General features: G+C 53.5%; 29 protein-coding genes. 16 read left to right on the top strand and 13 right to left on the bottom strand.

Going from position 1 to position 20,318, the window contains the following annotated elements; genetic code table 11:
• Positions 1-39: 39 nt before the first annotated feature.
• The 4 genes from QPM17_RS21235 to QPM17_RS21225 form a co-directional block, all read right to left on the bottom strand.
• Positions 40-675, bottom strand: a complete 636-nt coding sequence (locus QPM17_RS21235) for a Kiwa anti-phage protein KwaB-like domain-containing protein (RefSeq protein ID WP_285393653.1) — start codon at positions 673-675, stop codon at positions 40-42.
• On the bottom strand, positions 675-1,259 hold the full coding sequence (gene kwaA, locus QPM17_RS23850; RefSeq protein ID WP_422732788.1) for an anti-phage protein KwaA: 585 nt from the start codon (positions 1,257-1,259) through the stop codon (positions 675-677). The genes QPM17_RS21235 and kwaA overlap by 1 nt, the downstream gene beginning before the upstream one ends.
• A 239-nt stretch (positions 1,260-1,498) precedes the next feature.
• Positions 1,499-2,842, bottom strand: coding sequence for a hypothetical protein (locus QPM17_RS21230; RefSeq protein WP_285393652.1), 1,344 nt, complete (start codon positions 2,840-2,842; stop codon positions 1,499-1,501).
• A gap of 160 nt (positions 2,843-3,002) precedes the next feature.
• Positions 3,003-3,380, bottom strand: a complete 378-nt coding sequence (locus QPM17_RS21225; protein ID WP_285393650.1) for a helix-turn-helix domain-containing protein — start codon at positions 3,378-3,380, stop codon at positions 3,003-3,005.
• Between the two features lie 100 nt (positions 3,381-3,480).
• Between QPM17_RS21225 and QPM17_RS21220 the strand changes: the two genes are divergently transcribed.
• Together QPM17_RS21220 and QPM17_RS21215 are read left to right on the top strand one after the other, a co-directional pair.
• Positions 3,481-3,957 carry an NlpC/P60 family protein gene (locus QPM17_RS21220; protein ID WP_285393666.1) on the top strand — a complete coding sequence of 159 codons (477 nt, stop codon included), beginning with the start codon at positions 3,481-3,483 and terminating at the stop codon, positions 3,955-3,957.
• A gap of 313 nt (positions 3,958-4,270) precedes the next feature.
• Entirely contained in the window at positions 4,271-5,617 is a 1,347-nt protein-coding gene (locus tag QPM17_RS21215) for a S41 family peptidase (protein ID WP_285393649.1), read from the top strand.
• A 99-nt stretch (positions 5,618-5,716) separates the two neighbouring features.
• Here QPM17_RS21215 and QPM17_RS21210 read toward each other — a convergent pair whose 3' ends face one another.
• Positions 5,717-6,061 (bottom strand): DUF2956 domain-containing protein, encoded by a 345-nt coding sequence (locus tag QPM17_RS21210; RefSeq protein WP_285393647.1) that lies wholly within the window; start codon positions 6,059-6,061, stop codon positions 5,717-5,719.
• Positions 6,062-6,199: 138 nt separating this feature from the next.
• Between QPM17_RS21210 and QPM17_RS21205 the strand changes: the two genes are divergently transcribed.
• Positions 6,200-6,850, top strand: a complete 651-nt coding sequence (locus QPM17_RS21205; RefSeq protein WP_285393664.1) for a glutathione S-transferase — start codon at positions 6,200-6,202, stop codon at positions 6,848-6,850.
• Between the two features lie 50 nt (positions 6,851-6,900).
• On the opposite strand, the gene QPM17_RS21200 is transcribed toward QPM17_RS21205, so the two are convergent.
• Together QPM17_RS21200 and QPM17_RS21195 are read right to left on the bottom strand one after the other, a co-directional pair.
• Complete coding sequence (locus tag QPM17_RS21200) at positions 6,901-7,188, bottom strand: type II toxin-antitoxin system ParD family antitoxin (RefSeq protein ID WP_285393645.1); 288 nt, start codon at positions 7,186-7,188, stop codon at positions 6,901-6,903.
• A 114-nt stretch (positions 7,189-7,302) separates the two neighbouring features.
• The gene (locus tag QPM17_RS21195; protein ID WP_285393643.1) at positions 7,303-8,196 is read right to left on the bottom strand and encodes an MFS transporter; all 894 of its coding nucleotides are present in this window, start codon (positions 8,194-8,196) and stop codon (positions 7,303-7,305) included.
• A gap of 253 nt (positions 8,197-8,449) precedes the next feature.
• Here QPM17_RS21195 and QPM17_RS21190 point away from each other — a divergent pair, with 253 nt between their 5' ends.
• From QPM17_RS21190 to QPM17_RS21180, 3 genes are all read left to right on the top strand, one after another.
• The gene (locus QPM17_RS21190; protein ID WP_285393641.1) at positions 8,450-8,734 is read left to right on the top strand and encodes a transposase; all 285 of its coding nucleotides are present in this window, start codon (positions 8,450-8,452) and stop codon (positions 8,732-8,734) included.
• A 96-nt stretch (positions 8,735-8,830) separates the two neighbouring features.
• Positions 8,831-9,184, top strand: a complete 354-nt coding sequence (locus QPM17_RS21185) for a type II toxin-antitoxin system RelE/ParE family toxin (protein WP_285393639.1) — start codon at positions 8,831-8,833, stop codon at positions 9,182-9,184.
• 14 nt (positions 9,185-9,198) lie between these two features.
• Positions 9,199-9,510: a helix-turn-helix domain-containing protein gene (locus tag QPM17_RS21180; RefSeq protein ID WP_285393637.1), complete on the top strand. Its 312-nt coding sequence runs from the start codon at positions 9,199-9,201 to the stop codon at positions 9,508-9,510.
• A gap of 71 nt (positions 9,511-9,581) precedes the next feature.
• Here the strand turns inward: QPM17_RS21180 and QPM17_RS21175 are convergent, their stop codons facing one another.
• The 3 genes from QPM17_RS21175 to QPM17_RS21165 form a co-directional block, all read right to left on the bottom strand.
• Positions 9,582-9,908 (bottom strand): hypothetical protein, encoded by a 327-nt coding sequence (locus QPM17_RS21175; protein WP_285393636.1) that lies wholly within the window; start codon positions 9,906-9,908, stop codon positions 9,582-9,584.
• Between the two features lie 249 nt (positions 9,909-10,157).
• The gene (locus QPM17_RS21170) at positions 10,158-10,772 is read right to left on the bottom strand and encodes a PEGA domain-containing protein (RefSeq protein WP_285393634.1); all 615 of its coding nucleotides are present in this window, start codon (positions 10,770-10,772) and stop codon (positions 10,158-10,160) included.
• Positions 10,773-10,807: 35 nt separating this feature from the next.
• A complete protein-coding gene (locus QPM17_RS21165) occupies positions 10,808-11,359 on the bottom strand; it encodes a hypothetical protein (protein WP_285393632.1) in 552 nt (183 codons plus the stop codon).
• A gap of 227 nt (positions 11,360-11,586) precedes the next feature.
• Here QPM17_RS21165 and QPM17_RS21160 point away from each other — a divergent pair, with 227 nt between their 5' ends.
• From QPM17_RS21160 to QPM17_RS21130, 7 genes are all read left to right on the top strand, one after another.
• Positions 11,587-12,219 (top strand): DUF1294 domain-containing protein, encoded by a 633-nt coding sequence (locus tag QPM17_RS21160; protein WP_285393630.1) that lies wholly within the window; start codon positions 11,587-11,589, stop codon positions 12,217-12,219.
• Between the two features lie 2 nt (positions 12,220-12,221).
• On the top strand, positions 12,222-12,452 hold the full coding sequence (locus tag QPM17_RS21155; protein ID WP_285393628.1) for a thioredoxin family protein: 231 nt from the start codon (positions 12,222-12,224) through the stop codon (positions 12,450-12,452).
• Between the two features lie 272 nt (positions 12,453-12,724).
• Positions 12,725-13,417 carry a transposase gene (locus QPM17_RS21150; RefSeq protein WP_285393626.1) on the top strand — a complete coding sequence of 231 codons (693 nt, stop codon included), beginning with the start codon at positions 12,725-12,727 and terminating at the stop codon, positions 13,415-13,417.
• Positions 13,418-13,561: 144 nt separating this feature from the next.
• Positions 13,562-13,873: a helix-turn-helix domain-containing protein gene (locus tag QPM17_RS21145; protein ID WP_285393662.1), complete on the top strand. Its 312-nt coding sequence runs from the start codon at positions 13,562-13,564 to the stop codon at positions 13,871-13,873.
• A 113-nt stretch (positions 13,874-13,986) separates the two neighbouring features.
• Positions 13,987-15,486, top strand: a complete 1,500-nt coding sequence (locus QPM17_RS21140) for a type VI secretion system PAAR protein (protein ID WP_285393624.1) — start codon at positions 13,987-13,989, stop codon at positions 15,484-15,486.
• Positions 15,479-15,874, top strand: a complete 396-nt coding sequence (locus QPM17_RS21135) for a hypothetical protein (protein ID WP_285393623.1) — start codon at positions 15,479-15,481, stop codon at positions 15,872-15,874. The genes QPM17_RS21140 and QPM17_RS21135 overlap by 8 nt, the downstream gene beginning before the upstream one ends.
• Positions 15,875-15,951: 77 nt before the next feature.
• Complete coding sequence (locus tag QPM17_RS21130; RefSeq protein WP_285393621.1) at positions 15,952-16,575, top strand: ankyrin repeat domain-containing protein; 624 nt, start codon at positions 15,952-15,954, stop codon at positions 16,573-16,575.
• Between the two features lie 102 nt (positions 16,576-16,677).
• On the opposite strand, the gene QPM17_RS21125 is transcribed toward QPM17_RS21130, so the two are convergent.
• Entirely contained in the window at positions 16,678-17,109 is a 432-nt protein-coding gene (locus tag QPM17_RS21125; RefSeq protein ID WP_285393619.1) for a tautomerase family protein, read from the bottom strand.
• A gap of 148 nt (positions 17,110-17,257) precedes the next feature.
• Here QPM17_RS21125 and QPM17_RS21120 point away from each other — a divergent pair, with 148 nt between their 5' ends.
• The gene (locus tag QPM17_RS21120; RefSeq protein ID WP_285393617.1) at positions 17,258-17,713 is read left to right on the top strand and encodes a metallophosphoesterase family protein; all 456 of its coding nucleotides are present in this window, start codon (positions 17,258-17,260) and stop codon (positions 17,711-17,713) included.
• 75 nt (positions 17,714-17,788) lie between these two features.
• On the opposite strand, the gene QPM17_RS21115 is transcribed toward QPM17_RS21120, so the two are convergent.
• The gene (locus QPM17_RS21115) at positions 17,789-18,280 is read right to left on the bottom strand and encodes an MOSC domain-containing protein (protein WP_285393614.1); all 492 of its coding nucleotides are present in this window, start codon (positions 18,278-18,280) and stop codon (positions 17,789-17,791) included.
• On the bottom strand, positions 18,273-18,818 hold the full coding sequence (locus QPM17_RS21110) for a nucleoside 2-deoxyribosyltransferase (protein WP_285393612.1): 546 nt from the start codon (positions 18,816-18,818) through the stop codon (positions 18,273-18,275). The genes QPM17_RS21115 and QPM17_RS21110 overlap by 8 nt, the downstream gene beginning before the upstream one ends.
• Positions 18,819-18,891: 73 nt before the next feature.
• Here QPM17_RS21110 and QPM17_RS21105 point away from each other — a divergent pair, with 73 nt between their 5' ends.
• Entirely contained in the window at positions 18,892-19,311 is a 420-nt protein-coding gene (locus QPM17_RS21105) for a hypothetical protein (protein WP_285393610.1), read from the top strand.
• Positions 19,312-19,330: 19 nt separating this feature from the next.
• Positions 19,331-20,266 (top strand): M14 family metallopeptidase, encoded by a 936-nt coding sequence (locus QPM17_RS21100; protein WP_285393608.1) that lies wholly within the window; start codon positions 19,331-19,333, stop codon positions 20,264-20,266.
• The last annotated feature ends 52 nt before the right edge of the window (positions 20,267-20,318 follow it).

Below are 20,318 nucleotides of genomic sequence, written 5' to 3'. Positions count from 1 at the left end.
CTCCGGTGGGTGATGCGTTAAGAAAAAAGGTGTTCACGTTCAGCCAGAATGGGCGTTCACGTTCGCCGGAATATGCAGGAAGCCAAAGAAACGTTCAAGCGCTTTTATGTCAAGAATATAGTATTGCCCATCTACTTTGAAAAACTCAAACTTTTTATTTATTTTTAGTATATCTACATCCAATTTTTTAAATCGGCTGCCGCCATTTGGCTTCATTAGGTTAAAAACCCCACTATCTTTTTTCATCAAGCTAATGGGGTATTGATGCTTGTATATGGCAATTTGACTTTCTTCGTTGCCAAGAAGTATGAGGATCCCTTCAAGATGGGATAGGCTGTCTTTAGTAAAATCAAAAGTTTCGAACGATTCGTTCTCTATGATTTCTTTTAAATATTCAAGTTGTGAAGGTATTTCCTCAAGATCATACCTATAAAGTGCATCACGCCTATCGTCTGCGCTTGAAAGTTCAATTAGTGACAGGTTATCATCCAAGAGGATTGAATCACTCACTGAAGCCATAAAAAGCGCTTCGAGTTCCATGTGGTCCCCGTCGACTATTTCTACAGACTTAACGTTCATTCCATCATTATTATCGATCAGAAAGAAAAACTCAGCTGAACAATCATCTCTGCTTATTATTTCTGAAACTCTTGATTTTAGATTTTCTATCGTCATTATACTACTCTCCCGAAGCACACCTTTTCGTCAAGGTCGATTGTCCTTATTTTATCCGAATTCGAAAGTCGATCCCTAGTGATAACTATTACGTCTTTCCTTGTGTCTGTTCGTGTTTTTAGAGTTACTTTGTATAATCTGTATCCTAGTATTGCAAGAGTAGGGTTTGCATAAAATTTGTCCGTTTTTACGTATATTATCCCGATAGTGATGAGAACAATCGTCAGTACCAAAAGATACCGTGAGTCAGATAGGTCAATAGAGATAAGTGGTATTATGTATGTTGCAAGGAAAGTGAGGTGTTCGTAGTTTGTATCTTCTATTTCAACTATTCTCATAGGAAGTGTTTTGCTTCCTGACACTCGGTAGTTGAATCTAATAAACAGAAATATTCCTGTTATTATCAGCGAAATGCAAATCGTTGGTGCTATGTTTTTTCTGATTAAATCACTCCACCCAATGAAACTACACTTCTCTCCAAAGCAGATCGGGATGTTTATAGTTAGTATAGTTATTAGTACGAAAAGCAACCAAAGAGAAAGTATGTAAAGCTCAAATTTCTCAATATTCTGTTTAAGCTTCATCTTTTTAATAGCCTTTTTATTTCTAGTGGCCTATTTTTTGAAAGTCGGGACAGGCGTACTTTCTTCATGTCCGCCTAGGTAAGAATACCCGGAATCTACTTTATCAAGCGCAGACCTTAACGTTGTTACCGCGCGTCAGCTCACCTTCTTCAACCCCCCCTTGTCGTGATACCTCCTGCCCATCGCTCTTTTCCCGATCGAGGTTACTTTGAAACCGGAAAAGGAAAACCGAAACAGAACTATTTCTCCAGAATTGCTTCCTCACCTGTAGCTGCTGGGGCACTTTCAACCTTAGAGATTCTAGGCGGTGGTGGTGCCCAGGCCTTTAGCAATTGTCCCGCCTCCTGATAAAAATGCGGCACCGCTTTCTCCAACTCCTCCACAAAAACCTTCCGCCCACTGAACTTACCGGCAAGATCTACCTCGTAGACAACTTCCAGCGTCGTGACAGCAGTGTTGGACGTATCCGATTCCAGCAAGTCCGGTGAATCCCGCAAGTCTTTCAGTGCCTGGTAAGTCGTTTCTGCCTTGCCGGGCCGTGTGGCGCGAATAAAGAACCCGGCGGGTGCGGTCTTCTTTAGTTGGCGCAGGAGCCAGTTAACCCGGGCCTTGGTGCTTTGCTTGTCTTTCGGTGCCGTAAGGCGCATTGAGCAGTAAATCATTCGCCGCTGGAGGTCTGCCGTTACTTCCAGGTCCGCCGCCGCGTTGATGATGTGGAGTGCGCAATTCAGTGTCGGTGTTTTGCAGAAGGCATCGGCATCGTCCTTAAGGCGCTTGGCAGGGTCCAGACGGTGGTCGTTTTTCAGTTTCAGGGAAACGTCGCTGCCGGTAAGGCGGGACATGATCAGGCAAAGGTCCCGTTGCTCCTGATGCCAGGCGGCGATGGTATTCTGGACTTCATCGCTGGTTTTGGCGAGTGGGGCGTTGCTCTTCACTTTGTTGACTACGTCTTTCCACTCGGCATTCATCTGGTCGAAATGACTGATGCCGGAGCGGTCGCTTTCAAGGTATCGCAGTATTTCGCTGAGAATGAATACCTGGTCCTCGTCTTCAACACCGTCGTTCTTGAGCAGAAGCTGGCACTGGGTTCGGATGAAGGCCCACGACCAGTGAAAAAGGTCTACGGACTTGGTGGCGTTCTTCGGGAGTTTTACGGGGTGGTGAGTCGGCCGTGCTGCAAACTGGTTGGTGATGGTGATCACGGCATCCAGTTTGTGGTTCTTTGCCTGCTGGAGGTAGCACGATACCTGGTCCTCACCAATGGTTTCGTTGCCGACCTTTGCTTCAATCAGTGCCCGCCATTCACGTCTGCCGGTGCGAAGAATCAGGAGGCCGTCTGGTCGGTCTTTGTTTTTGACAGCTTTCTTGTCCTCATTCAGGAATACCGGCTCTATCCATGCCTCAAGGGTGGCACTGGTCCCGACACGTACCCCCAGGGATTTCAGTAGGGACTGGCGCAGTTCAAGCACAGAGCGCAGGCCTGCGAGTATGACGGAGACGGATTTTTGTTCCCTGGCGCTGTCTGCGGTTATCGGGATAAGGCGTGCTGGCTCTCCGCCAGTGAGGAATTCGGGACGGGGCATGGCGGGACGCTCCTTGTTTTTATTAGATTTAGTTTCCTAACTAAGCGTAGCAGCGATCTGAGGTTATGCCTGTTTGTTTGGTGATGAACTGTAAAGCTTGATTTAGATGACACGCGCGCTGATGGAAAATGCGATTCAGCAGGCTAGGTGAGGTGCTTTTTTATTTTGTTAAGATGCTGAAAATCAACGCCCCAAGTGCCGCACCCGCAAGGATTTGGCCAACCTCATTCTGCTGTTCCTGAGCCTTGGCTGTGTTGCCTCTCACCGGCTGAATTACCTTGATTCCATTGGTTTGAAGCTGTCTGATGTTTTGGATCAAGCGGGTGTTCAACTCTTCAAAACTTATGCCGAGAGCATTAGCTGCCTGGAACATCTGGTCGACTGAGAATGCAGATTTCCCGCTTTCAAGTCGACTGTAACTCGGTTGTGAAAGCCCCATCCGTTCGGCCATTTCCCCCTGTTCAATGCTCATGGTTTTCCTGAGGTTAGAGAGAACAACGCCCAGTACTGCAGAGTATGAGGTTTTTCCATTTTGCATGGGAAGCCCTTCTATTTTGAGTAAGTGGGTTGACTTATAGAAAACGATGCTATAATTTGCATTCAAATACGTAAAACGTAAAAAAAGAGGTTTTGTGAATATGTATTCTAACTTGAATGTGGGTGATTTGCTATACCGAAGCAAAGGGGTGGTGGAGCATGTTGGCGTCTATCTTGGGTCGAATGAGGTACTGCACATTCAGCCGGGAAGCCGTTTGGTGAAAGTGCCGTTTGAGCAATACGCTAACGGTAAACCGGTATCGGTGAAGCGTCAGAAAATTGATCAGCAAGGCTTTTCTAAAAGGCTTTCTGAGGTGAATCAGGTAGGTGGGGTTTACTGCCCTATTTCGAATAACTGTGAGCACACGGCATACTATCTAACTTCCGGAAAACGTATGAGCCCTCAACTCCAGGTTGCGCTTGGATTTGGTTTTTTGGGCGGAATGATTGCTGCGAAAGGCGAGGCGAGCAGGTTTGTCATAGGAGCCGGGCTCCTTGGGTTGGGAGCACTTCTTGTTTCAAATACAAACCGGCGGCATGATTTCGTCGTTGATCCAAAGCTGCCGAGCATCAACTGAGAATGGGAAAACCGGGACAGATTTATTTCCCGTATGAAACCGCTAAGAAAAGTCAGCCTAACTGCCGCTCTGCTGTCGGCGACCACCACGGCATTCGCGCATCCTGGTCATGAAAACCCTTTGAACCATCATTCCGATGGCTGTTCGTCCTGTTTTCTGACGGGCGCATGGGAGGCCATTACGACAAGGTCTGCGCCTGTGTCTTTGATGTCTTTTCCAAATTAAAACACTTTTTTGCGGCGAAGAAAGGTGCAATGGTTGTGAGACTGTAGCCTGATGTCTGAAAACAACAGAAATGGACCTGGAGTCCTCTATGAAAACCGCCCAACGCCGCGGCAGTTCTCTTTCCAGCCCTGATTTTGCGCGCCTGCAGGGTGTCTGGCGTTCCCAGGGTTACGGCAATGTGTTGCTGATCGAGGAAGATTGGTACACCCTTTTTGAAGAAACCAGCATCAGCTGCCTTAAGATTGATGCGGGCAGTATTGAAGAACTTGGCCACTATTACGAAGATTTGGCGGTATCCCCTGGTGGCCAGGCGTTCAGTGCCCATCGGGTAACTGGCGTAGCACGTATCAGCTTCCGTCGCCTGAAAGGATTGCCCGCCAGTGTCACTGAAAGTCACAGGCACAGGGCAAAGGATCCGCAATACAACTTTGACGTTTTCTGGCGAACCTTTCACGAGCAATACGCCCTGTTTGAACTCAAGGGCGTGGCCTGGGACCGGGCGCATCATGACTATTTTCCCCAGATTAACGCGAACACATCACAGGAAACGCTCTTTGCCATCATGGTTGCGATGCTACGGCCTCTGAAGGATGGCCATATTCGTCTGCATTCACCCTGGGGTCATTACAGGGCAGGTGCCCAGCCGGCGCTCTTCAGGCGGCTGACACAGGAACTTGAAGACGCCAATGATGACCGGGAGCTCACCAGCTACCTGGGCGATCTCAAAGAGTCGGCGCGTCACGTGATCCATGAGGATTATCTCGCAAGCGCCGTTAGCCATGGCGGCAACCGGCTGGTGGAGTGGGGGCGCCTTAATGACCTCATCGGTTACCTCAACATCCGGGCCATGGCCGGGCAAAGCGGCAAGTCAGGCAAACCGGCTGCGGATCTCAGTGCGGTCGATAGTGTGATGAAGAGGGTACTGGCAGATGTTGGCGAGCTCCCCAATCTGGTGGTCGATCTTCGCAATAATGGTGGGGGGTACGATGGTGTCGCACTGCGCTTTGCAGCGTACCTGATGGATCGCAAACGGCTGGCTTTCACCAAGTCAGCCCGTCATGGCAATGGATTCACCGGAAAGCAGTCTGTCTATGTCACGCCTGTCAATGAGACTTACCAGGGCAACCTGTTTGTGCTGACCAGCGAGCTAACGGCCAGTGCCGCAGAGATCTTCGTGCTCTCATTGCTGCAGCATCCCCGTCTCACCCTTATTGGCGAGCCTACCCAGGGCATCCTTTCCGACACGCTCGAGCGCCATCTGCCAAATGGCTGGCACCTGACCTTGTCCAATGAAATCTACCGGGCCTACGACGGTGAGATTTACGAAGATGTCGGCATCCCGCCACACATCCGTCTCAAGTACCTTGGCCGAAAAGGGCGCGAGGAAGGCAAAGACCCGATGCTGGAGCGGGTAATTAAGCTGGTCGGCGGTTGATGGCCCGAAAACCGGAACAGATCTATTTTTTGAAACCGGAGGTCGCCGGCGCCGCCATCGGCGAAGGCACCAGCATGAACCTGGCCGCCATTGATTCGTTTAGCCCCCCAGGCCCAATCCCAGTATATAGAGACCGATTCCAGCCCAGGTGATCAGTAGCAGCGCCCAAGGTAGCCATGGGGTTCGATAGCGGATCTCGGATTTTGCAGGATTTTGTTCCGCGCTTTCGGTCGCTGTTTGGTGTTCTTGTTTTTTGCGCTGTTTGTCTTTTTCCCGGGCTTTGGCTTTTTGCTGTTTTTTATACTGATCAATGCCCTTCTCGATACCCCGCGCGATCATTTTTGTCTGCTCCTTGCTTTGCCGGGGCCGCTGAGTCGCCTTTGCCATGGTCAAGGCTTCCTCCTGGGTTTGCGGTGACGGTGGCTGCTTTTTGATTTTTGCCATAGGGCTCGGCTCTGGTTGTTTGTTAATGCTCTATTGGAGCGCATCGCAGGGGGCGGCGTCGAATGTTTCCACGATCACCGTGCTTCAGTTAATATCAGCTTCGTTTATTCAGCCAGGAGCCACTCCATTACCTTTCCGCTGCCTCGTTTATATTCTTTCCGTCGTTGTCCTTACGCTATGCGTGCTCGGCTCGGGATCTTGTTTGCCGGACTGACGGTGGAGCTGCGGGAGATCGTGCTAAAAAACAAGCCGGCGCAGATGCTGGCGCTCAGTCCCAAAGGCACGGTTCCTGTTCTGGAGCTGGCAAGAGGCGATCGTTTTGAGAGGCTCGTTATTGAGGAAAGCAGGGAAATCGTCGAATGGGCGTTGGGGCAGAGTGATCCGAAGGGTTTGTTGAACACTGATTTAGTAAGCGCTAATGCCCTGATTGACCGCAATGATAACGAATTCAAACACTGGCTGGATCGTTATAAATACGCGGATCGCCATCCAGAACTCTCCCAGTGGGATTGCCAGCAAAAGGGTGAGGTGTTTTTGCAGGCGTTGGAAAGCCTATTAGCCAAGAACCGGTATCTCCTGGGGAGCAACATCAGCATCGCTGATATTGGCATCATGCCCTTTGTACGCCAGTTCGCCCATGTCGATCGGGAGGTGTTTTACAGTCTGCCCTATCCGAATTTACAGAAATGGCTGAGGGATTGGCTGGAACATCCAGTGTTCCTGCAGGCCATGATCAAATTCCCGTCTTGGCAGGAAGGCGATGATGAGGTGGTATTTCCGCTGAAATAGCGGGACATGAAATAGCGGGACAGATTTATTTTTTAGTGGTTTCATTGTAATCAGGTATCCCGCTTCTTCCTGATGGTTTGCTCCGCACGTTCAGTGAGGTAAGTCGCGAACTCGTCACCAGTGAATGCTTTGGTTCTGCCGGTTTTCAGGTCTTCCTGGCCCGCATCGATAGCGGTTCTGAGATCATTCATTTTCGTAGCGTAACTGGACTCAGCTTCCTCCACCATCCTCAGGCCAGCTCGCAATACCTCGCTCGCATTCTGGTAACGGCCAGACGCAACCAGGTGATCTACGACTTGCGACTGGTGGTCGGTGAGAACAATGTTTCTCGTTGTCATCAGTGTCGGTCCTTTTAGAGGTCTATTGGCATAATATGCCAATGGATCCAGTTCCCGTCGAGTATTTCCGTGAATCTCTTGACGAGAAGGACACTGGTGTAACCCGGGACAGATCTAATTTCCCCCAGCCCGTTCCCGCCGAATTAGCAGCACCAAAGCCAGCGCCGCCAGTGATCCCATCACAGCGGCGAAAGTGATCCCGGTCGTCTTCAGGCTGGTCACGCTCGCCATTAATCCCAGGCCAATCACCGGCACCGAGATAGCGATATAGGCCACGACAAAGAACGCGGACGTTACCGCTGCCTTTTCCCTCACAGGGCTGGCCGCGGCGATGGCGCCCATGCCGGCGCGGAATGAGATGCCCTGGCCCATACCGGCAATCACGGCACCCACCACGAACAGGGCGAGGGATTGGGTGTATATGCCGAGCGCTATCGGAATCACACCGAGTATCAGGGAAACGCAGCCCAGAGGCAGGCGCAGTCTGAGCGGCAGTGTGCCCTGCAGGAACTGACCCAGGGTTGAGGCGATGAAGATGCTGCCGGCCACAACGCCGATCAACAACCGATTGTCGTAGCCCAGGACCTTGCCCATCATCGCCGGGGCGATGGATGTGAAGAAGCCGCACATGGCGAAGCCTGCGAATCCGGCAATGGCGGCGGGGATAAATACACCGCGGACTTCCGCTGGTACGTTCAGGCGCTGGATAGACAGTCTGGGGCGAGCGGGTTTCGAGACGGTCTCAGGCGCTGCCCAGATGCAGCACACGGCGAGCACAGCCATGGCAATGTGCACCAGAAAGGTCAGGTGCAGTGGCCAGGGTAGGTACTGGGAAAGAGCGCCAGCTAACATCGGGCCCAGGCCCAGCCCGCCCATGTTCGCCGCCGTGGCAAAGAAAGTGGCCTTCTCCCGCCAGTGGGGCGGGGCAAGTTCAATGACTGCCACCGTGGCCGTGCCGGTAAAGATCCCTGCGGACAGCCCCGACAGCACCCGGCCGGTCAGGATCATCGCCAGGCCATCGGCCTGGTGGTGCCGATCATCGTGACACTGAAGGTGAAGGCTGCGCCCAGGAAAATAAGCAGCGGAAACCAGCGGTGTTGCTTGGGTGAGGGCATGCAGGAGTCCAGGTCGGCGATTTTTAAAAGTTGGCTACCCTATCAGAAGGGGCGGGCGAACCGAAGCATGATGCTGACAGACGTGGAAAACCGGGGCAGATCTATTTTCTCGGTCTCTCTGGTGGCCCAGACAGGCTAGGGTGGTTGTGCACGGTTTTCCCCATCATATTGTTCAACGCGGTCATAACCGCCAACCAGTGTTCGTCGAACGCCGTGATTTTGACTACTACCTGGCAAACCTTCAGGAATGGAAGCAGGTCTATGAGCTGGAGATGTTCAGCTTCTGCCTGATGACAAACCATGTTCATCTGGTCGTTCAGGCGAACGACAACCTGACTTCAATTCCTCAATTAATGAAGCGTCGCGCTGGTCGACAGACCTGTTTTGTGAGTGCCCTCGAAAAATGCAGTGGTTCCTTTTGTAAAAAATAGACCTGTCTCAGTTTTCTGAAAAGGGTATGGATTAGTAGAAGGCTGGCATGAATGCACCTATTTAGGTACACTGGCTTTTGCCAAGGATTGGGTTGTATGACAAAGAAAACGGTTAACGTCTTATTTTACAGAAGTGACAGTGGCCGAGAACCGGTCAAAGAATGGTCGCTGAAGCTGGATAAGGAAGATCGTTCAGTGATCGGGACTGACCTGAAAACGGTGGAATATGGTTGGCCACTGGGCATGCCCTTGGTCAGAGGCTTCTCTGGGAAGGCTAACTCAGACTTGTGGGAGGTCCGCAGTAATCTCTCGAACGGTCGGATTGCACGAGTCATATTCACGATGTTTCGCGGCGATATGGTGTTGCTGAGCGGCTTTATCAAAAAGACTCAAAAAACACCGGATCAAGAGTTGGCGAAGGCGAGAGATCGAAAGAAGAATCTCGTCTGAATGGGAGCAATAAAATGACGCAGCATAAGCACGTTGGCAGCTCTCTCGATGATCTGCTCGAATCCGATGGTACGCTTGAGCAGGTAGAAGCTGAGGCGCTGAAGCGGGTAATTGTCTGGCAGATTCAGCAGGCTATGGGGAACACCGGCGTAAACAAGTCTCAGCTTGCCCAGAAAATGCATACCAGCCGGACGGTGGTTAACCGCCTTCTGGATGAGAAGGACACCGGAGTCACCATCACGACGCTCGTCAAAGCGGGGCGCGCTTTGGGTATGACCTGGACTTTGCAGGCTGGTGAGGATAACGGATCTGGTCGCGCGGCTTGACCGAGGCGAATAATGCGTTCGCCAGGACCGGGGCCCTGGCGATTTGCACCCACGGAAATAAAAGTCGCGCCTTAGTATGCGCCGCGCTCCAGTTGCTTCCGACGGTTCATCTCTACCTCTAACCAATCAACATCCATGTCACTGCTTTGCTGCGGTCCGGCAGCCGTAGGTGGCAGGCTTTCGATATCAAAGCCTGGTTCCTGATATGCACTTCGCTCCAGTTGCATCCGACGGTTGGCTTCCACTTCTGACCAATCATAGCGGACGGTGCTTGCGGTGCCCGATATGTTCTGCGCTACCCCCTCGTAGTTCAGCTGCCGTTCCCACTGATCACCATATGAAGGAGAAACAGCCAGAAGTAGTGACAGGGATGCGGAATAAATTAACGTATGTTGCATGGTTTGCCCTCCTATAGTTTGCCCGATGGCTTGCATCGGACCGTTCGCAAGGCGATAGGCATGTTATTTTTGATCAAGCCCACCACTTCCGAGGGACATACCCTGACGAGCGATAACTATCAGTTAGAGGCTCAAAGCGAGTAAAAGTTACAAGGGATTTGAAAAAAATCAGGAAAACCAGGGCTGATGTTTAGATCGAAAACCGGAGTAACTTGAAGATAGTTCTGCCCCGGTTTCGAGAGTGGGCCTTTACTGAACGTCGTAAACCTCAATAATCGTTTTAGCCAGCTCAAGGTCGTTCTCGTTCGCCAGCGCAAGCTGGTTCAGTGCCCGGATGGTGGTGTCTTTCTCCGAGGCGTCGATATCCAGCAGTTGCACGATGGTGTCCACCTTTTCACCACCGCCGCTTGCCAGCTCGTGGCGAAACTCTCCGCTGAACGCGATGATGATTTCCTTGATCCGTCGCGGCCTGGAGGTTGAGATTCCCGTTGGTGTGTCAGGCTTCAGGGTGACGAAGTACTGGTCCGGGGAAAACTCGTGAATGGCACCGGAGACGCCATCGGTAGTGGAACCCAATAACCCTCCAATCACTATGTTACCGAAGAACCACGGGTTGGTTGTGGTGGAGAGCTGAGCGGTGTAGGTCTCGTAGCCTTCCTTCTCAAAGGTAATGGATTGGTTGGAGCCCCGGTCTACCGGCACAGTAAGCGGCGTTTTACCGAGCACACGGCCGGAAACAGTAACGGTGGCTTCTTCAGGTTCGCTGTTGAAGGTGAGTTTCTGGTCGGTTCCGGATACTACCGATGCGCAACCGGTAGACAGAAACGCGATGGCGGCCAGTGTGAGTAATAGTGGGCACTTCATGATGCTTCCTTGTAGTGGGGCTGGGTTCCAGAAGTTTATTGCGAGAGGGCGATGTCACCGGGCTGGATCTGCAGTTCGGAGAGTTTCTCCAGCAGGCCTTGGATATTGGCGTTTCCAGAACCTTCGTTGGCCAGTCTCAGACGCTTGATGGCGGCAAAGGCATCGCCAACCGTGGCGGTGTAGGGGGCGACAATCGTTTCGTTCATGACTACCGCTCCGTTGTTATCTCGGTCACTCAGGATGTATTTCACTTGTGTGGTCACTTCGAAGTTCAGCCCAAACATAGGTTGGTCCACCTCAAGCAGGAGAGCTTCGAGCTGATAACGGCCGGAGCCGGAAAGCAGCCCCTGTTTTTGCAGGGTTTGTTTCAGGGCGCCTGCGAAGGCGTCGTTGTCGATCTCGGAGGTCCAGGCGGGGTTGGTTTCCTCGCCGCCCGACACGTTGGTGACATCCACATTGTTTTCCAGGGCGGTGTCGTAGGCCTTCACTGGCCCCTCGTACACCATGTTGCCCATCTTGGCGCCGGAGGCGCAGCCGGTGAGGTAGATAAGCGCTGCCAGTACTGCCAGGATCCTTGCGTTTCGCACAGTAGTTTCCTTCTTACTTAATTGATTATTTTGGGTATTCCCTGCCGATAAGCTGGAGCCCATAGCGGCGCGCCATGGTAGCCGAGCGTTGATGAGCTTGCTATGAACTGAGGGAGTAACCGGGGTAAAATCTCGTGAAATCGCATGGAGAAGCCGGGCTGGATTTCGTTTCAGGTCTCTGGGCTCTTTCTGCCAGCCGCAAAAATGACTATTCAAGGAAGCATCAGGTGAATCAAAAAGGCTCACTAACCTCATGGAACGATGCCAAGGGCTTCGGTTTCATCACCCCGGAAAACGGAGGTGAGCGTCTGTTTGCCCATATCAGCGCCTATCAGGGGCGGGGCAGGCCTTCGGCCATCCGCAAGGTAATTTACGCACAGACAAAAGACGAGAAAGGCCGGTTAAGGGCTGCCAGTTTCCAGTACGCCGGCGTTGCACGGCACCGCGCAGCGGTGGCGACTGGTGTCTGGGTCGCTCTGTTGATTGCAGCCGCAGTCGGAGGGGCGGTCTCTGTGTTGTATCTTCAGGGTTACGTGCCGCTGCTTTTGCCGGTCGCTTATGGGGTGATGAGCCTGGTTACTTTCTTGATGTACGCGGTCGACAAAGGAGCCGCCGAGAGCGGCAACCGACGGGTACCTGAGGGACGTTTGCACCTGTTTGAACTTCTGTGTGGCTGGCCGGGGGCTCTGGTGGGCCAGCAATTCTTTCGCCACAAAACCCGTAAGACTTCGTTTCAGGTGGCATTCTGGTTCAATGTGATTCTCAATCTTGCGGTTCTTGGCTGGTTGTTGGTGTGGCCGGATGCGGAGTTTGCCCGGCAGGCGCTGGATATTAAACCGGTCGTGCTTATCGGGATTTAACTGTGAAAAACATATGCTCTGAAGAGGCCTTATCGGAATTGCTCCAGTCCAGCCCTGCGGTGCTGGTCCTGTATGGGGGCGCAAGTTGCGGCGTCTGTCAGGCCATCAAGCCCCGACTGGAGAAGCTTGCCAGCGAGGAATTCCCGAAACTGGTCACTGCTTACATTGATTGCCAGGAGAAACCGGGACAGATTTATTTTCCCGGCTTTTCCAGTGCCTCGAGGCTAATATGAGCCCCTATTAACCGGCTTTGTAGTTCGGTTAACATCGACCTTCAATCCACAGAACGGACTCTGTGCTTCAAAAGCAAGGAGAAGCTGATGCCAAGACAGGCTAGGGTGATTGTGCCCGGTTTTCCCCATAGAAACCGGGACAGATTTATTTTCCCGGATTTTCCAGTGCCTCGAGGCTAATATGAGCCCCTATTAACCGGCTTTGTAGTTCGGTTAACATCGACCTTCAATCCACAGAACGGACTCTGTGCTTCAAAAGCAAGGAGAAGCTGATGCCAAGACAGGCTAGGGTGATTGTGCCCGGTTTTCCCCATCATATTGTCCAACGCGGCCATAACCGCCAACCGGTGTTCGTCGAGCGCCGTGACTTTGAGTACTACCTCGCAAACCTTCAGGAATGGAAGCAGGTATATGAGCTGGAGGTATTCAGCTATTGCCTGATGACGAACCATGTTCACCTGGTCGTTCAGGCCAACGACAATCTGACCGCAATTCCTCAATTGATGAAGCGCCTGGCAGGTCGTCAAACACGCTTTGTAAATGCCCTCGAAAAACGCAGTGGGTCGCTCTGGGAAGGACGGTACAAGATCAGCCCTATTGATACCGATGCCTATCTGCTGGCTTGTTGTCGCTATGTGGAGCTCAACCCTGTTAAAGCCGGGATGGTGGATAAACCTGAGTTGTATGAGTGGTCGAGCTACTGTGCACGGGTCGGGGCGTCACATTGCCAATGGCTGGATGAGCCTGACACCTTTCGGGCACTGGCAGGCAGTCACCAGATGAGGGTTGAAGCCTATCGGCAGTTTGTTGAGCAGGAAGATGCTTCGTCGTCAGATGAATTGATTCGCGCTGCGATCAATAGCAGTAAGCTGACCGGCGGCAACAAATTCGTGGATGAAATTGAAAACCGTATCGGTATCAGAGTTGAAACTCGCAAGCCAGGGAGGCCGGCATCTGGAAAATAGATCTGTCCCGGTTTTCACGAAAGGGAATGGGTCAGTAGAAGGTTGTGGCATGGGCGTACCTATTTAGGTACATTTGGGCTGCATCAAGGAAGGGGTTTTATGATAAGGAAAACGGTTAACGTCGTGTTTTGTGGCAGCAAGCAAATGACAAAGCGTAAGCACGTTGGCAGCTCTCTCGATGATCTGCTCGAATCCGATGGCACGCTTGAGCAGGTAGAAGCTGAGGCGCTGAAGCGGGTAATTGTTTGGCAGATTCAGCAGGCTATGGGACACACCGGCATAAACAAGTCTCAGCTTGCCCAGAAAATGCATACTAGCCGTACTGTGGTTAACCGCCTTCTTGACGAGAAGGATACCGGTGTCACCATCACAACGCTTGTCAAAGCTGGGCGCGCTTTGGGTATGACCTGGACTTTGCAGGCCGGTGAGGATAACGGGTCTCCTCGTGCTGCTTGATTCCTGTCTGGTTATTTTGGAAACTCTGATTGGCATTGCAGCGGCAGGAGCCAGTGAAGGCAACCCTGCGGAAATATGGATAGATCTCCCTCAAGGACAGAAGGAGCAATGGAATGAGCAAGAAGGTTGTTTTAGTAGGTGACCTGGGTACTGATCACTCCGGGTTTCCACCAACACTGGTGACTGCCGGCTCCCCCAATGTGTTGATTGATGGCAAACCTGTTGCCCGCGTTGGGGATCCTCTCGCGCCGCACTCCAAACCCAAGCATCCACCTCATCCCCGCGCTATAGCCGCCGGTTCTGGAACCGTTTTGATCAATGGTATTCCTGCTGCCGTGACTGGTGGGGCGATCTCCTGCGGTGGCGTTACCATCGGTAGTGGCAGCGTTGTTATTGGTGATACGTATACGCCCGCCCAGTTCTCCGGTATTTCACCCGCCCCATTAAAGCCTGCTTCGAGGGCGGAAGCATCTGATGCTCGTAGTGCTGATGCTGGAGCTACAGGCTCCTTATCGTACCCACAGTCCGCAAACCCAAACGGGTTAGCCCTTGGCGATAGCCGCGCGGAGGCTGGTGGCCAGGTTGTGGCTGGTGTGTCTGATCAGGGCTCAAAGGATCAAACGCAGGAGACTACTGTGGAACCGGGCTTTCATGTGGTTCAGAGCCCAACGAGCAAGACTGCTCTGTTGGCTGTGCTCTATGGTGACGCTTCGGCAGAGCCTGACAGCTTTGACCGCTTGAATCCGGGCCTTGGAGGCCAGGTGTTACCCGGAGAGATGATTGTATTGGGTGATCCGGAAGGAATGGAGTGTACTCGGGAAGAAGCTGATTTGATGGAGGTGGCGGCGCAGGTGAATGCCCAGGTACGGTCTCTGGATCAGGACGAAGCGCAGTTTCTCGTCAAGTATTATGCTCTGTTGGAAGCCGTTACTTCAACGAGTTCGGCGGGGCTGGGTGCGGGCGCAGTAATGGTCTCAAAGCAGATTGGCAGCATTGAGAGGACCCTAAAGAACATCGAGCGGCTTCATCAGGACAGTTACCGGAAGCATGGGCATCTCAATCATCCCGATTTTTTCCAGAAGCGGCGGGCGCTTTTTAAAGAGCTGGATTTTTCTCTGGGAAGTGTGGCACGCCAAGGTATGTCACTGGATGATGATGCGAAGTTGAAGCGGGCACTGGGGTTGTCTTCGAAGAGTATTGTTCATAGCTGGAAGACCGCTGGGGTCGGTGGCATACCAGGGTACGCCACGCACTACGAGAGGCTGGCAACGGGGGCCAGGTATGCTCGAAACGTGGGCTATCTTGGGATAACGCTGGATGCGTCCATGTCTACGTTAAAAATCCATGAAGCATGTACCTCTGGAAGCGAGAGAGAATGTCAGGTCGTCGCGTATCAGGAGGGAGGTAAGTTCACTGGTTCGCTGGCGGGCGGTGGTATTGGTGCGGTAGCTTTAGCTTCAACCTGCACGGTCTTCGCGGTCACTAGCGCAGGCATAGGTGGTGTGGCCTGTGCAGTCATCGCTGGAGGCCTTGGCGCAGCAGGCGGTGGACATGCTGGCGGAGTGGGTGGTAAGAACTTGGGCGAGAAGCTCAGGGAGGTTATCCATGAATGATGAGCAATTGGAAACATTAGCGGCGATTACGGGCGCCGCTTCTCTGGGCGTTGGCATCATTCTGATGTTTCTGATGGTTACACTATTCTTTCGAAAAACTGCGGAAGTTGAGCGGCGAATTGCAACGCCAGGCAAATACCTGGATGGAATGCGTATAGTCTGGGGGAATGGCCCGATCGGGCGATGGATGCGGGTGGCATATATATACGCGTTCTTTGTATTTCGGAACCTTCCGCGAATAGGGCCCCGTATCGAATCCAGAATGGGTGACGAGAACGAACCTTTACCTCTCTCGTTGAAATTGTGGGTAATAGTACCGTTCACCGTGTACGCGATTCTTATGTTTCTGTTTTTCTTTTCAGGCTGGTATCTCGGTGCGTTCGACTAAACCGGTAGCGCTGGGCCTTGGCAATTTACCGACCGCGGTGTAAATAACCTATCTCACAGAGCTCAAGGAGGAGCGACGTGCTTACCAAATATTTCCTGGGCCACAAAAAGGCACTCATCATTGGCGGAGTGATCCTGGCCATTGTCCTGACATTGTTCCCGATGATCTACCGCACCTGGGCTTTCGGCTCTGATGCCTGGGGACTTACCGTTATTGCGCTTCTTGATCCTGAAGAGGTGCCATGGAACCCTCTCGATTCCAATAGCCTGGCAATAAGGCCTGCAGCCGCCTATTGGCTTCTGACGCATTCCGACTGGCCGTATGAACGTTGCGGTAAGGCGATGAGCGCGATGGATGGCTGCTCGCAACCTCTGATCAATTTCGTGGGTGCCTCGTTGGATACACACGATAGTGGCTCTATCATGAGGCGCCGTGGTTACGAGCTGCTTCGACATTTTGCGGCAAGGGGCGAGTCTGTTAACGACTATTACAATGGCTTCGCACCGGTGCATGAGGCAGTACTGTACGCGGATATTGACTACCTCCGCGCACTGCTAAAGCTTGGGGCGGATCCGGGGTTGCCGATTGATCGTCCAGAAAAGGACTTCCACGGTTTTGACGCTTTTGAGTTTGCTGCGTTTTTGGAGTCGCGGGATCAAGAGGTTTTTCGAGACGTCCGGAGAGAGCTTGAAGCCTGGTAGGAGCGGCTGCAGTTGGGGAAACCGGGACAGATTGATCTGTCCCGGTTTTCGCACCGTTTTCGCAGGCAAGCCTGAAGCCTCTCGCCGAGCGTCAGCGTCCGGTTAATCGGGCAACCTGGCCCGCTTTTCTGGAGTCATTCCCCCTTCCCACTCAGCTTCATCTCCCGGCGCTGGCAGAAAACGGCCAAACTCGATCATCTGAGTGGCTGGAATGTCCTGCAGGTAGATCCACACGTCTTCAGCAGTGATGCCCGCAATTCGGGCTATCTCTTCAAGCATCTGGCTCATCAGGGCCTGTTTGACCTCGGTAGTGCGGCCTTCCCGTACCAGGCCATGCACATACACCTGGGGCGCCGTGTTCACGCTGCCACCGACAAAGTGCTCGCCCTCATTGGCGGCAAGAAACAGAACCTGGGCAAAGAATCGGGGCGCGCCGGTGTGTGTGCTATGGGCCGTTGTTATGGCCTCCGCGATCTGTGATTTCTGCTGCAGCGACAGGGAAAGATTCGCAACCGTGACGGTATAAGTGGGCATGGGGGAGTCCTACCGAGAGAAACATGTATTTACCTGTTCTGGCCGACATTGAGAATCAGGTGGTCTTGTTTCACTATAGCAATGCTGACCTGCATGGCCATGCGCACGGGCTGGGTGGGCGTCATTGTGGAATCTGGAGGGCGTAAGCATGCAAATCGGAGTGATCGCAGACACCCACAGCAAAATGCGTCCCGAAGCCCTGGAGGGTTTGAAAGGCTCGGATCTGATCCTGCATGCCGGTGATGTGGGGCGGGACGAGGTTCTGGATGCGCTGGAGGAGATCGCCCCCTTGGTTGCGATCCGTGGCAATATCGACAAAACAGGCCGTGCTGCGACTCTTCCCGATATTCAGGATCTGGAAGTCCTGGGCCACGCTTTCTACATGCTCCACGACGTCAAAACCTTCGACATCGATCCGCAAGGCCGTTACCGCGTGGTGATCGCTGGCCATTCCCACAAACCCCATAATGAATGGATTGGCGATGTGCTTTATTTCAATCCGGGTGGCGCCGGGCCCCGGCGTTTTACTCTGCCGATTACGGTGGGGCGGCTGCAGGTGAGTAAAGACGGTGTGGTGGGTGAGATTGTTGAACTGCCGGTTTGATCCGTTGGGAGGGCCGGGACAGATCTGTTTTCTATTGGTTGCGACCCCTCTTGGTTTCCCGGCAAATTCGCCAATTCATAGACAGGCCTGAACGTCGTCCCCAAGGGCAATGTCACCCGCTTCAACCACCCGTGTTGTAATGCCCCCATGCCCGCGCATGGCATTGTAGCCGCCTGGTCCCAGCGACGTTTCCATTTTGCTGCAGGGGTGGCAAAGGCCTGTGTATTCCAGCACCACATTTCCGATTCGGAATCGTTTGCCTTTCAGGGCCAGCAGGTTCAGGCCAGACACCACAATGTTGCGCCGGAAAACCTCCGGTGCGATGGCCTCCCGTTGCAGGCAGGAGGCGATGGCATACAGGTGCTCTTGCTGAATCAGAGTCACTTGCCGTTTGCTGGTCTCGCGGCCTTTGAATCGGTCACCCTCCAGGCCTTTGCCGGGTGTGACCACTACGCTGTCGAGCTCTTCCATGGCTTCACCACGGGCGGGGCGGATACCGATCCATTCCACTCGGCCGGTCTGGGGGAGGGTGTCGAACAGGATCTGAAGTGGGGTTTGTTCAGGCATCGGCCAGTGCTCGCACGCAGCAGCGGAACAGTTCCGCCGAGAAAAACCGATGTTCGCCTGGTTGGTCTGCCACGAACAGCTGACCACCGGAATCGCTGATTCCGCCTTCGATCATCAGGTTGTCACTCATCTCAAAGTCCTCAATGGTGTGGCCCAGGTCGTCCAGACTGGTTGAGCCCGCCCGTTCCCGGTAGTGTCGGTTGTCCAGGCTGAATCCGAAGGCGGGCTTGCCCTGTCCGATCATATAGCCCACCTCAAAGACGGTGCCCGGGTCCGCGCTGATGCCGCGGAAGGGTGTCAGGTTGGCGATGATGGCATCGCAGCTGTCCATGAGTTCGCGATTGGCCTGGTAGACTCGCTGACCGCGCTCGGGTTTTGCTTCGTTGTCTGAGAATACGAGCTCAGTGTCCAGCGGGTCCACACCCTCAAGCCCGTATTCCCGGAGCAGGCGTTTTTTCTCGCCGACGATGGCCTGGTGTTCGGTGGCCGGGAAAAATACTTCCGGGCCGGCGAGGTAGATTCGTTTGGGGTTTGCCATGGGGGCCTCTCAGAGCTGATAAAATTGCAGGATAGCATCCAGTATTTCCGGGGTAGCCGAAAGGAGCGCCGTAATGACATCGCCCATTGAAAATGTCCGGAGCCCCTGGGTCGGGTTTCTCGCGCATCTGTTCGTGATCCTCGTGGCCTGGACCCTCTTTATCAAATACCTGTTCCCGATTGGCTTTGCGCTGGCCGGCAATGAGGGGTGGGCAACCTATATCTACTGGGATCTGTGGCCGGTTGCGCACCTCTGGCTGGCCTGGGCGTTGTTGGCCAGGCCATGGTATACGCGCATGCTGGCCATTGGCATGTCTGTGGTTGAGATCCTGATCATCACCGCTCTGTTCATCTGGTTCCTGGCGGAGCCGGAGTGGTCCATCTGGCGCACGAACTGGTTTGTGAATAAGGTGTTTGTGCTGGCAGCGTTTGTTCTGGTGTTGGGTACGGCGGTGTTCCGTCCGGAAACGCTGAAGATGCGCACGAGTGACTGACCGAAGGAGAAAAAGCGATATGAGCACCGCTTCAGCGGCCTATCCAATCGGTACGCCCGGCACTCCCTGGGGCGACGCGGAACGTGCTGAGTGGCTGTCACGGCAGAGCCGTCAACGCAGTTACGAGTCCGACGTATTGAGCGTGGTCGAGCGCCTGCGTTCGCGCTTCGACGTGCAAGAGTATGGCCGCCTGGAATACGGCCCGGACGTTTATCCGCTGATGGCAATCCGCAGCCGCGACTGGCGTGCCGATCGGCCGGTGGTGCTGATTACGGGCGGAGTGCATGGCTATGAAACAAGCGGTGTCCACGGTGCGCTGCAGTTCGTTGAACACCATGCAGCGGATTATGCCGGTCGTGTAAACCTGCTGGTGGCGCCTTGCGTCAGCCCCTGGGCTTATGAACGCATCCATCGCTGGAACGCGAACGCGATTGACCCCAACCGCTCGTTTCGTGATGACGGTCAGGCCGGGGAGTCAGCGGCGCTCATGCAACTGGTCGCTTCGACAGAGGAGCCAATACTGCTGCACATCGACCTGCACGAGACCACCGATACCGACGAAACCGAGTTCCGCCCGGCGCTTGCGGCCCGTGATGGCAAACCGTTTGAGCCGGGTGACATTCCGGACGGTTTCTACCTGGTGGATGACACCGAGCGCCCGCACCCGGAATTCCAGCAGGCGTTGATCAAGGCGGTGGAAAAGGTCACCCATATTGCACAAGCTGATGACAACGGCGAGATCTTAGGCTCGCCGGTGGCCGCTCGAGGCGTTATTCAGTACCCGCTCGAGCAGCTTGGCCTTTGCACAAGTATGACCAACGCCCGCTACAGGACCACCACCGAGGTTTACCCGGACAGCGACCGAGTGACCCCCGGGCAATGCAATGCCGCGCAGGTTGCCGCGGTGTGTGCGGCGATCGACTATGCGCTGTCAGCAGGAAAACCGGGATCGTGAGCTTGTGTCGGGTCAGACTGCTTGTCAGAGTGCGACTGCAAGCCTATATTGG

The organism is Marinobacter azerbaijanicus (genome assembly GCF_030250645.1).
Taxonomy (GTDB): domain Bacteria; phylum Pseudomonadota; class Gammaproteobacteria; order Pseudomonadales; family Oleiphilaceae; genus Marinobacter; species Marinobacter azerbaijanicus.
The sequence above is the reverse complement of the archived record's forward strand: the minus strand, read 5'-3'. Positions and strand labels throughout refer to the sequence as shown.